Source organism: Gammaproteobacteria bacterium (assembly GCA_016712635.1).
In the GTDB taxonomy this organism is placed as follows: domain Bacteria; phylum Pseudomonadota; class Gammaproteobacteria; order SZUA-140; family SZUA-140; genus JADJWH01.
In genome coordinates this window covers 71,032-82,630 of sequence record JADJQS010000002.1, presented here as the reverse complement: position 1 = coordinate 82,630, position 11,599 = coordinate 71,032, and the positions used below count along the sequence as shown (strand labels likewise).

The window sequence follows — 11,599 nt, the reverse complement described above, 5'->3', positions numbered from 1 at the left end:
GGGTCTGCTCCTGGCGCACGGCGCAGGATGGCGTGGGGATGGAAAGTTTCAGGCTGACATCGGCGAAGGGATCGACCATCCTGGCGGACCCGTCATGGCTGGATGGGATCGCTATCCGCGGTTCTCCGGGCGCGCGAGCAGGAGTATCCCCGACTGTTCCCGCACCACGGAGACCGGCAGCATCGCCTCGATGGCGCCGAGCATGTCATCGATGCCGTGGATGCTGAACGTGCCGCTGATCCTGTATTCGTTGATCGCAGGATCGCCGACACGGATGTCGATGCGGTTATAGCGCGCCAGCTCGCGCGCCAGCTCCTCCAGCGTCACGCCGTCCAATACCAGCAATCCTTCCGTCCATGCCGTTCTTGCCCCGGCATCGATCGCGCGGACCGGCGAGATCCTTCCCGCCGCGTCGTAGTCGAATGCTTCACCGGCCATGAGCCGGTGCGTATGTCCATGCCGGTCGACGGTGACGTCCACGATCCCGCTCAACACGATGACGGAGGTGGTGCCGTCATAGAAGTGCACATCGAAGCGCGTGCCGATGTCGCGGATCCGGCCGTTGCCCGCCAGTACCTCAAAGGCCCTGTCGTCGCCCTCGGCGATGGTAAACAGGGCCTCGCCCCGTTCCAGCCGTACGGTGCGGCTGTCTTCGGTGAACATCACCGTCACCCCGGAGTCGACGTTGAGGTTTACCGTCGAACCGTCCGGAAGGCGGATGTCGCGTGGCTCCACTGACGAGATTGCGTACGTCTGTGGCGCTTCCGGGGGGACATGCAGCCAGAGCCCCGTCGCGAGCGTGGCCAGGGCGAGCGCCGCCGCCGCTGCCGCGGGCAGCAGGCGGAACCTGCGCCGCCGCGGATAGGCGCGCGCCGCGCGCATTTCCGGGATGACCGCCGATTTGAACGGTTCCATGCCGTCCCAGGTCGCGCGCACCTCGTCATAGGCGCGACGGTTCGCCTCCGCCTGACCGAGCCATTCATCCAAAGCGCGGCGATCCTCGTCCGTGCATTCGCCGGAGTGGACGCGGGCAACCCAGTAAAGCGCCTTCGTATCGGCCCTGCCATCATCGGGTGTCTGGTGGTCGCTCATCGGGCGTTCATGCGCATCGGATTCTGCTGCGGGTCATGAATCGTTAAGACGCGCCGGCCCGGCGAATGACGTCACAAATCTGCATTGCCGCTATTCCGGCTGGCGGTGGAGGCGGCGATGGAACCTTTCCAGCGCCTTGACGATGTGGCGTTCGACGGACTTCTTCGAGATGCCGACGCGTCGGGCGATCTCCGCGTGGGACAGGCCATCGATGCGGTTGAGCAGGAACACGGTGCGGCACAGCGGCGGGAGGCCCGCTAGGATCTCGCGGAAATTCGCGATCTGCCTGGAGGCGTCCACCGCAGCATCGGGCTCCGGCCCTGTGGAGGCGAGCGCCTCGGCCTCCACGCCGGGGCTGATCCGATCTGTATGGACACGGCGGCGGCGCATATGGTCCACGGCGAGATTGGACGCGGTCTTGAACAGATAGGCATGCGGGTTCCGGATCTCGCCGGGATTGGGATGTTCCAGCAGTTGCAGGTAGGTTTTCTGCGTAACATCCTCAATTTCCTGAGATTCCAGTCGGCGGCTCAGGAAGCCGGACAAGTCGCGGCCGTACTGTTCAAAGAGGGCGCTGACAAATTCGTTGCTGCACTTGGCCATGACGAGAGGGGTGTTTGTTTAATAAATAATACTTAATTATAAATTATCATATTAATTACCATGACCCCGGGGAGTCGTCAATGATTTGTCCTTATATATGTCAGTCGTGCATGCCGGGGAGACGACTCATCGAGCAGTGATGCCACGCCAGCACGGGGCATTCCGCTGCGAGTGATCGGGCTTGCGGGGTCCCGCGGGCGCGGGCGGGAGAGTGGAGGAACCTACTTTCGCCAGTACACCGGCGAGAACAGGACCAGCAGGGTGAAGATCTCGAGGCGGCCGAGCAGCATCGCGAAGGTGCAGAGCCACTTCGCGACGGGATTGATGTCATGGAAGGTGACGGCGACGTCGCCCAGGCCAGGGCCGAGGTTGGTGAGGGTGGCGCTGATGGCACCGAAGGCGGTGACCTGGTCGACCCCGGTGGCCATCACCAGGATCATCAGCCCGATGAAGATGGCGACATAGACCGAGAAGAAGCTCCACACGGCGTCCAGCACCGGCTTGGGTACACTGCGCCCGCTGATCTTGATCGGCCGGACCATGTTCGGGTGGATCAGGCGCATCATCTCGCGGATGCCGACCTTGCCGAGCAGCATGATGCGGATCACCTTGATGCCGCCCGAGGTCGAACCGGCGCAGCCGCCGATATGGGCGGCGAATATCAGCAGCAGCGGGGTGGCGAGCGGCCACAGGGAAAAGTCGGTCGTGGTGTAACCGGTGGTCGTGATGACGGAGGCCACGTGAAATGCGCCGTACCGCAGTGCCTCGAGCGGGCTGCCATAACTTTCCCCGAGATACAGCAGCACTGACGTGACAGCGATGAGGGCGGCGACGATGACGAGGAACGTCCGCGCCTGCGGGTCGCGCCAGTAGGAGGACGCGCCGCGCCCGTGAAAGAACAGGAAATGCACGTTGAAGCTGATGCCGCCCAGGAGCATGAAGACGATGGCGACCGATTCAACGGCCGGGCTGTTGAAGAAACCCAGGCTTGCATCGTGGGTGGAGAAGCCGGCGGTCGCCAGGGTGCTGAAGCTGTGCCCGATGGCGTCGAAGGCCGACATGCCGGCGAGCCAGTAGGCCGTGGCGCATATTACCGTCAGCGTCAAATAGATCACCCATACCGCGCGTGCCGTGTGCGCAATGCGCGGGGTGAGCTTTTCGTCTTTCATCGGACCCGCGGTCTCGAGGCGGTAGAGCTGCATGCCGCCGACGCCGAGCATGGGCAGGATGGCGACCGCGAGCACGACCACGCCGATGCCGCCGAGCCAGCACAGTTGCTGCCGGTATATCAGGATGGAGGGCGGCAGGGCGTCGATGCCGACGATGACGGTCGCGCCCGTGGTGGTGAAGCCCGACACCGCCTCGAATACCGCATCGGTGATACTGAGATGCGCCCCCAGAGCCAGCGGCAGGCTGCCCAGCATGCCGAGCAGGATCCAGAACAGCGCGACGACAAGGAACGCCTCGCGATTGTGCAACTCACCCTTGTGGCGGCGGGTGGGGTACCACAACATCAGTCCCGGCACGGCAATCAGCAGGATGCTCTGCACGAAGTGCAGCGCCTCGCCGTCGCGGGTGTAGAGCGCGACGAGCAGGGTGGGGATGAGGGTGAGGCTGAACAGCAGGAGAAAGATCCCGACGATGCGGGTGACGATGGGCAAACGCATGGCGGATGAAATCGGTCAGCTCTGCCCGTGAGTGCGGGCGGCTCGTTCCCTGTTGGCGGCGTTGTTCCGGGTGGAGAGATTAGAAGTGATCGGGGAGACGGTGTCAAACGGACGTCGGCCCGTCCGGCGTTCGCGGTCGGCCATCGATGTTCTGCTTCACCGTTATTGATAATGTAAGATCAATATAGTATGGTGGCTGCCTAATCGGGGAGCGCCGATGCAGGAACGCAATACGAGGCAGAAGCAGATCGTCGCCCGGCTGATACAGGAGGCCGGCCATCCGCTCACCGTCCGGGAGATCCTGGACCTGGGGCGTAGTCACATGTCGGGCCTGGGGATCGCGACCGTGTACCGGACCGTCAAACGGTTGCTCGACGCCGGTGAACTGCAGGCCGTGGTTATACCCGGCGACACCGTCCGCTACGAAACGGTCAAGCACCATCACCACCATTTCAAATGCAATCGCTGCGACCGTGTCTTCGATCTCGACGGCTGTATAAAGGAACTGAAAAGCATGGTTCCACGGGGCTTCAAGGTGGAAAACCACGAGCTGACGTTCTACGGTTACTGCCGGAGCTGCGCGTGAGCGGGATGACACCATGGATCTCATGAAGCAGCGGCCGCTGCGCATGCTGTCACTCTTCCTCGGCGCCGCTCTGCTGCTGTGGCAGGTATGCCTGCTCCATCATCAGGCCGAGCACGCCCTGACCCCACCGGAGGAGACCTGTCCGCTGTGTCAGGCGGCGGACCATATGCAGTACGGCCTGGTGATGACTATCCTCCCGGCGGTCATGCTTTCGGTATACATCCTGCCCCATGCCGTTTTTTCCTTGCGCTTTCCGTTTTCCGTGCGCGGACCCTCCGCCCGCAGCCCCCCCGTCGGCCGCCCGGCCTGAGATTCACACAAGGTGTTTCATCCGGTGGCGGACATGGTGTCGCGCCGCCGGCACACAATCCGGAGGATACAATCGTGATACGAGACAACATCACAGTAGCGTGCGTTCTGCTGGCCGGCATCGCCGCCGCACAGGCGCACGAGGCAGGACATGAGCACGGCGCCCACGAACACGGCGTCGCACGCCTGGATATCGCGGTCGAGGGCGGAACCGTGCAGCTGGATCTCGACAGTCCGGCGGTCAATCTGGTCGGCTTCGAACACGAGCCCGGAAATGCGAAGGAGCGGTCGACGCTGGATAAGGCGGTCGCCGACCTGAAACAGGGGGGCAAGCTCATGTCCTTCACGCCGGCCGCACAATGCTCGCAAAAGCGCGCCATGCTGAAGAGCGGGCTGCTCGGGCATGAAGGCGAAGCGGATCACGGCCACGGGCATGAGGCCGACAAGGGCCATCACCATGAGGCTGCGGCCGATCACGGGCACGGGCATGAAGGCGAGTCCGGCGGTGACGAGCACGCGGACATCGCGGTGTTCTGGGAAATCAGCTGCGCCCGCGTGGACGCGCTGAAGGAGATCGACCTAAAGGGATTCTTCGGGCGTTTTCCGGGGACCAGCCGGCTGGAGGTGCAGGCCGTGCTGCCGGGCGGCCAGACCGGTGCGCAGCTGACGCCGTCGGCCACGAAGCTGAAGCTGTCACAGTGAGCGGGGAGGAGCGGGGACTCTCCCCGCTCCGTTTCCGGGATACCATATTCATGAATGAGTTTCTCATCGACGTCCGCGGGGCGGAGTTCGGGTGGAGCCGCGGCGGCGCGCCGGTGCTGGCCATCGAGCGGCTCCAGGTGGCGCGGGGCGAGCGGCTGTTCCTGAAGGGTCCGAGCGGGAGCGGGAAGAGCACGCTGCTGAACCTGCTGGGCGGGGTGACGCTGGCGCAGCGCGGGACGGTGTCGGTGCTGGGCCAGGACCTCGGCGCGCTGACCGGCTCGGCGCGCGACCGCTTCCGCGCCGACCATGTCGGCTATATCTTCCAGCTGTTCAACCTGGTGCCGTACCTGAGTGTGCTCGACAACGTACTGCTGCCCCTGCGCTTCTCGCAGGCGCGGCGCGCGCATGTGCTGGGGCGCGGAGGCCTGCGCGCCGAGGCGGGCCGCCTGATCACCCAGCTCGGCCTGGGGGGAGAGCTGCTCGACCGCGCGGCGACGGAGCTCAGCGTGGGCCAGCAGCAGCGGGTGGCGGCGGCGCGCGCGCTGATCGGCGGCCCGGAGCTGGTGATCGCCGACGAGCCGACCTCGGCGCTCGACGCCGACACGCGCGCGCTGTTCATCAGCCTGCTGATGGAGGAGTGCGCCGCCCAGGGCGCGACGCTGGTGTTCGTGAGCCACGACGCCTCACTGGAGCCGCTGTTCGACCGCGGCCTCAATCTGCGGGACATCAACCAGGCCGGGAGGATCGCCCATGTCGATGCTTGATCTCGCGGTGAAGAGCCTGTGGAACCGCCGCCTGGCGGCGGTGTTCACCCTGTGTGCGATCGCCTTCAGCGTGACCCTGCTGCTCGGGGTGGAACGCCTGCGCACCGAGGCGCGCAGCGGTTTCGCCAACACCATCTCCGGGGTCGACCTGATCGTGGGCGCGCGCAGCGGCGGCGTGCAGCTGCTGCTGTATTCGATCTTCCACATCGGCAGCGCGACCAACAACATCGACTGGCAGAGCTACCAGGATATTGCCGCCCAGCCCCAGACCCGCTGGGTGGTGCCGATCTCGCTCGGCGACTCCCATCGCGGCTACCGCGTGGTGGGGACGGAGCCGGCGTTCTTCGAGCACTACCGCTTCGCCGGCGACCGCACGCCGTCCTTCGCGGAGGGAGGCATCTTCCAGACGCCCTTTGAGGCCGTGCTCGGCGCCGACGTCGCGCGCAGCCTGGGGTATCGGCTCGGGCAGGTGATCGTGCTCGCCCACGGCGCCGGCGAGGTGACCCTGATGGAGCACGCCAACATGCCCTTCCGCGTGAGCGGCATCCTCAGGCGCACCGGCACGCCGATCGACCGCTCGATCCTGGTCAGCCTGCAGGGCATCACCGCGATCCACATCGGCTGGGAGGCCGGCGTACCGATGCCCGGCCTGCACGTGAACCCGGAACAGGCGATGCACATGAATCTGACGCCAAAGACCGTCACCGCGCTGCTGGTCGGCCTGAAGTCCCGCATCGCGACCTTCCGTGTGCAGCGCTACATCAATGACTACCGCGGTGAACCGCTGCTCGCGATCCTGCCCGGGGCGACCCTGCAGGAGCTGTGGGACCTGGTCGGCGTGGGCGAGCGCGTGCTGCTCGCGGTGTCGGCGTTCGTGGTGGTCGTCGGCATGGCCGGCATGCTGACCGTGCTGCTGGCGGGGCTGGAGGCGCGGCGGCGGGAGATGGCGGTGCTGCGTTCGGTCGGGGCGCACCCGCGCCAGATCCTGACCCTGATCCTCGGGGAGACGGCGGCGCTGACGCTGGCGGGGATCGCCCTAGGGGTGGTCCTGCTCTACGCCCTGATCCTGATCCTGCGACCGGTGCTGGAGTCGCAGTGGGGCCTGTACCTCGGACTTGCGCCGCCGACGCCGCGCGAGCTCGGACTGCTGGGGACGGTCTTCGGCGTCGGTCTGCTGAGCGGTCTGCTGCCGGCCTGGCTCGCCTACCACCGTTCGCTCGCCGACGGGCTGACGGTTCGATTATGAGGGACATTCCATGAAGTTTCTTGCACTGAGCGCCTTCATCATGGTGCTGCCGCTGCTGACCGCCTGCGATGAGGCGGGGCAGGCGGGCGGGGTCGCGCACCAGGTCGTGGATCTGCCGAAACCGGCCGCGGAACCCGCCGTAACCGCGGCGGCGGAGAAATCCACGGTCGCGGAGGTCAAGGTCCTCAGCTGGGATAATCTGTTGCCCGACGATTTTCGTCCGGACTCGCTGCTCGAGGAATACGACGTGCAGAACCTGAGCGACGATGACCCGCGCGCGCAGGAGCTGATGAAGAAGCTGCAGGCGATGTGGAAGGAGGCGCCGGTGGTGAGCGCCCTGCACGACCAGACGGTGAAACTGCCCGGTTTCGTGGTCCCGCTGGAGGGTGACGGCCAGGTGGTGAACGAATTCCTGCTGGTGCCGTATTACGGCGCCTGCATCCATGTGCCTCCGCCGCCGGCGAACCAGATCGTGTACGTCAAGGCGCAGGGGCGCAACGTGCAGGTGCGACGCCTGTTCGACACCGTGTGGGTGACCGGCGTGATGAAAGTGGAGCACACCTCGAGCGAGCTAGGCGAGACAGGCTACACCCTCAACGCGCTCAAGGTCGAACCGTACGAAGTTGAATAATAGGGCGGCGCCCCGCGGGAGCGATCCGGTGCCAATTCAATCCCGGAGCGATAAAGGCCGGTCTGACATGAGCCTGCGCGGTATCCCTGCATGGCGGGCCTGTATCCTCGCCGCAACTGCGGCTGTCGTCGTTGCCGCGCCCGCACATACGATGGCGCACCCCCATGCGTGGATCGATGTTGAGGTCCAGGTGCGCTTTGACTCCTCGGCCCGCATGGCGGCCTTGCGCATGACCTGGCTGTTCGATGAGATTTATTCCGCCTACGTGACGCAAGGCCTCACGTTCAGCGGTTCTGATGCAATTGACGCCCGGCGGTCCGGCAGGATACTCGCGGTGATGATGAAGAACCTCGCCAGGTTTCATTACATGACCCGGGCCGAGGCCGGAGCGGATGAGGTGGAGTTCGGTATCCCCACGGAGACCGCGATCAATTTCAAGGGCCGCCGCCTGGAGTTGTCATTCACCCTCCCGTTCGCGAAGCCGGTGTCTGCGCGGGAGGTCCCGGTCGCGTACTCCGTGTACGACCCGAGCTACTACATCGAAATGCTGCATGTGGAAGACGCCGGCGCCATCCGTCTGGTCAACGCCCCGGCGGACTGCCGTTACACCCTGCAGCCGCCGCAACCGGACCCGGCGCGGGTACGCGAGGCGGCGGCCCTCGATCGCACCCAGAGCGCGGGTAACGGGCTGGGTGTGTTCTTCGCCGAGCGGGTCACGATACGGTGTGACAGGCCGCGCTGAACCGGCTCGTGCTTGTATGAGCTTATGATGCGGATGATTGCGATGGCGGGGCTGCCGGCGTATCTCCCTCCGCCGGCGGCCGATCCCGCAGTTCCCGCGTTCACTCCGGCCCGGCGATCCGCCCGGACGCCAGCGCGTGGCCGCGCGGCCACCACCTTTCCAGCAGCCGGCGCGCATCCTCCAGGATCATGTAGTTGACCGGGATCATGAACAGGGTGACGATTGTGGCGAACATCACCCCGAAGGCCAGCGACACCGCCATCGGGATCAGGAACTGGGCCTGGGTGGATTTCTCGAACACCAGCGGGATCAGGCCGAAGAAGGTGGTCAGCGAGGTCAGCATGATCGGGCGGAAGCGGGCGGTGCCGGCGGCGAGCACCGACTTGAGCAGGATACGGCCGCTGTCACGCGTCTCGCGCAGGCGTCGTTTGTTGATGTAATCCACCATGACCAGGCTGTCGTTCACCACCACGCCGACCAGGGCCATCAGCCCCATCAGGCTCATGATGGTCAGATCCATGCGCATGATCCAGTGCCCGATGACGGCGCCGATGATGCCGAAGGGGATGACCGACATGACGATGAACGGCTGCGCGTAGGAGCGGAACGGTATCGCCAGCAGCGCGTAGATGATGAACAGGACGAACAGCAGACCCAGTTCCATCGAGCCGAAGGTCTCCGCCTGTTCGCGCGCCTCGCCCTCGAGCGAATAGGACACCCCGGGATACTGCCGCATCAGCCCGTCCAGGAAGGCGGTCAGGTCGTTCTGCAGCACCGTCATGTTGGTCGCCTCCTTGTCGATGTCGGCGGTGACGTTGATGGTGCGCGCCCGGTTGATGCGGTAGATGGCCGCCGCGCTCTTGCCCGGCCTGAGGACGGCGACGTTGTCGAGCGGGATCAGGCGGCCGTCGGGCGCGGTGATGCGCATCTGCTGCAGGCCGGCCAGCGCGGTGCGCTCCGCGTGCGGGAAGCGCACCATCACGCGCACGTCGTCGCGGCCGCGCTGGATGCGCTGGACCTCGATGCCGAAGAAGGCGTTGCGCACCTGGCGGATCAGATCGGAGCGCGTCAGGCCCAGCGCCTCGCCCTGCGCGTTCAGCTCGATCTGGAATTCCTGCTTGCCGTCCGACAGGTTGTCGACGATGTCGAACACCGTCGGATAGGTCTCCAGCCGTGCGCGCACACGCTCCGCGACCTCCGCCAGCGTCCTGAGGTTCTGTCCGCTCAGCTGCACGTCGATGGGTTCACCCGCGCGCCCGATCTCGGCGCGGTAGGTGAGCGACTCCGCCCCCGGCACCGCCCCGATCATGCGCCGCCATTCCTCGACGAGCTGCGCGCTGGTGATGTCCAGCGTCCGCTGCTCGGGCGACACGATCTCGAAGCGGACGGTGCCCCTGTGCGAGCTGCCCCCGGCCGAGCCGGTGGAGGCGAAGATGTTGAGGATGACGCTCCCGCCGGCGGCCTCGTCGCGGTATTTGTCCTGCAGCTGCTGTGCGGCCTCGGTCATCTTCACCACGTAGCGGTCGGTGATGTCGAAGGCGGTGCCGGTCGGCATGATCAGGGTGGCGGTCGCGGTCTCGCTCTGGATGCGCGGGAAGAAGATGAACTTCGTCCAGCCGCTGATGACCAGGCTCAGGATCACGATGAACAGACCGGCGAACAGCGCCAGCGTGGTGTAGCGGTGACGGATGCTCAGTTTGAGGACCGGGCGGTAATAGCGGACGATGGCGCGCTCGAAGCCGTCCGCGAAGCCGCGCTGCCAGAGCGCCAGGCGCGACGCGTTGTCCCCGTTGCGCGGCAGCGTGAGGTTTTTCAGATGGGCGGGCAGCACCAGCTTCGACTCGATCAGGGAGAACAGCAGCACCGGGATCACCACCGCGGGGATCTGGGAGAAGAAGGCGCCGCGGTCGCCCTCGATGAACGCCAGCGGCAGGAACGCGGCGACGGTGGTCAGCACGCCGAAGGTCACCGGCACCGATACCTCCCTGGTGCCCTCGATCGCGGCATGCAGTCCGCTCTCGGCGCGCCGCAGGTGCGTGTAGACGTTCTCGCCGGTGACGATGGCGTCGTCCACCACGATGCCGAGCACCAGGATGAAGCCGAACAGGCTGAGGATATTCAGGGTTACGCCGAAGGCCGGCAGCAGGATGAATGCCCCGAGAAAGCTGATCGGGATGCCGATGAAGACCCAGAACGCGATGGCGGGGCGCAGGAACAGCATGAGCAGGATCAGCACCAGCGCGCCGCCCTGCAGGGCGTTCGTGGTCAGCGTATGCAGGCGCTTCTTCACGATCTCCGAGTCGTCGTCCCAGTAGCTCAGCTCCAGGCCGCGCGGGAGCAGCGCCTGCTGTTCCTCGATATAGGCGTGAACCTTGCCCGCGACGTCGATCGCGCTCTGGTCGCCGATGCGGTACACCTCGATCAGCGCGGCCGGCTTGCCGTTGAAGCGGGTACGCAGCGCGGTCTCCTCGAAACCGTCGCGCACATCGGCGATGTCGCCCAGGCGGATGACCGCGCCGCTGGCCTCGTTCTTGACCACGATGCGCTCGAACTCGTCGCGGTGATACGCCTGCCCCTTGGAGCGGATGAGGACGTCGCCGCCCTGCGTGCGGATGTTTCCGGCGGACAGGTCGAGCGAGCTGTTTTCCACGGCGGTGGCGATGTCGGACAGTGTGATGCCGTATTCGTTCAGGCGGTCCTGCGGCACCTCGATGGCCACCTCGTAGTTGCGCACGGCATCCAGTTCCACCTGGGTGATGCCGGGGATGCGCGCCAGGTCGTCGCGGACCTTCTCCGCGAATTCGCGGATCTCGCGCTCGGACAGGTCGCCCGCCACGGTGACCGACAGCACCTCGCGCGTGCGCTGGGCCAGGCTGATGGAGGGGCGCTCGGCCTCGATGGGTAAGGTGTTGATCGCGTCGACCCGGCTCTTGATATCGGCCAGCAGCTCGCGCGCATCGTAGTTCTCGTCTACCTCGATGTTGATCGTGGTGGCGCCTTCCTCGGAGCGGCTCTGGATCTCCTTGATGCCTTCGAGATCCTGCACCGCCTCCTCGACCCGGATGGCGACGCCATGCTCGACGTCCTCCGGGGTGGAGCCGGGCAGCGACACCGCCACGGTGACGACGCGGGTCTCGAAGGACGGGAACACCTCGAGCGGCACGCGCGTGGCGAGCGAGATCAGGCCGAGGAGCACGACGGACATCATCAGCAGGTTGGCGGCGACGTGGTTGCGGGCGAACCAGGCGATCATGGCA

General features: G+C 65.7%; 11 protein-coding genes. 7 read left to right on the top strand and 4 right to left on the bottom strand.

The features are described from left to right. Positions 1 to 111: 111 nt before the first annotated feature. The 3 genes from IPK65_03515 to IPK65_03505 form a co-directional block, all read right to left on the bottom strand. Complete coding sequence (locus IPK65_03515) at positions 112 to 1,092, bottom strand: FecR domain-containing protein (protein ID MBK8162235.1); 981 nt, start codon at positions 1,090 to 1,092, stop codon at positions 112 to 114. Positions 1,093 to 1,182: 90 nt separating this feature from the next. Further along, positions 1,183 to 1,695, bottom strand: a complete 513-nt coding sequence (locus IPK65_03510; protein ID MBK8162234.1) for a sigma-70 family RNA polymerase sigma factor — start codon at positions 1,693 to 1,695, stop codon at positions 1,183 to 1,185. 221 nt (positions 1,696 to 1,916) lie between these two features. Further along, positions 1,917 to 3,362: a potassium transporter gene (locus tag IPK65_03505; protein ID MBK8162233.1), complete on the bottom strand. Its 1,446-nt coding sequence runs from the start codon at positions 3,360 to 3,362 to the stop codon at positions 1,917 to 1,919. A gap of 217 nt (positions 3,363 to 3,579) precedes the next feature. Here IPK65_03505 and IPK65_03500 point away from each other — a divergent pair, with 217 nt between their 5' ends. From IPK65_03500 to IPK65_03470, 7 genes are all read left to right on the top strand, one after another. Then, a complete protein-coding gene (locus tag IPK65_03500) occupies positions 3,580 to 3,948 on the top strand; it encodes a transcriptional repressor (GenBank protein MBK8162232.1) in 369 nt (122 codons plus the stop codon). 13 nt (positions 3,949 to 3,961) lie between these two features. Then, complete coding sequence (locus tag IPK65_03495) at positions 3,962 to 4,258, top strand: hypothetical protein (protein MBK8162231.1); 297 nt, start codon at positions 3,962 to 3,964, stop codon at positions 4,256 to 4,258. Between the two features lie 74 nt (positions 4,259 to 4,332). Further along, positions 4,333 to 4,959, top strand: coding sequence for a DUF2796 domain-containing protein (locus IPK65_03490; protein MBK8162230.1), 627 nt, complete (start codon positions 4,333 to 4,335; stop codon positions 4,957 to 4,959). A gap of 50 nt (positions 4,960 to 5,009) precedes the next feature. Next, complete coding sequence (locus IPK65_03485; GenBank protein MBK8162229.1) at positions 5,010 to 5,723, top strand: ABC transporter ATP-binding protein; 714 nt, start codon at positions 5,010 to 5,012, stop codon at positions 5,721 to 5,723. Then, positions 5,710 to 6,969 (top strand): ABC transporter permease, encoded by a 1,260-nt coding sequence (locus tag IPK65_03480; protein ID MBK8162228.1) that lies wholly within the window; start codon positions 5,710 to 5,712, stop codon positions 6,967 to 6,969. Before IPK65_03485 ends, IPK65_03480 begins: the two co-directional genes overlap by 14 nt. Positions 6,970 to 6,979: 10 nt before the next feature. After that, positions 6,980 to 7,600, top strand: a complete 621-nt coding sequence (locus IPK65_03475; GenBank protein MBK8162227.1) for a DUF3299 domain-containing protein — start codon at positions 6,980 to 6,982, stop codon at positions 7,598 to 7,600. A gap of 67 nt (positions 7,601 to 7,667) precedes the next feature. Next, positions 7,668 to 8,342, top strand: a complete 675-nt coding sequence (locus IPK65_03470; GenBank protein MBK8162226.1) for a DUF1007 family protein — start codon at positions 7,668 to 7,670, stop codon at positions 8,340 to 8,342. Positions 8,343 to 8,442: 100 nt separating this feature from the next. Here the strand turns inward: IPK65_03470 and IPK65_03465 are convergent, their stop codons facing one another. Then, on the bottom strand, positions 8,443 to 11,595 hold the full coding sequence (locus IPK65_03465) for an efflux RND transporter permease subunit (GenBank protein MBK8162225.1): 3,153 nt from the start codon (positions 11,593 to 11,595) through the stop codon (positions 8,443 to 8,445). Between the last annotated feature and the right edge of the window lie 4 nt (positions 11,596 to 11,599).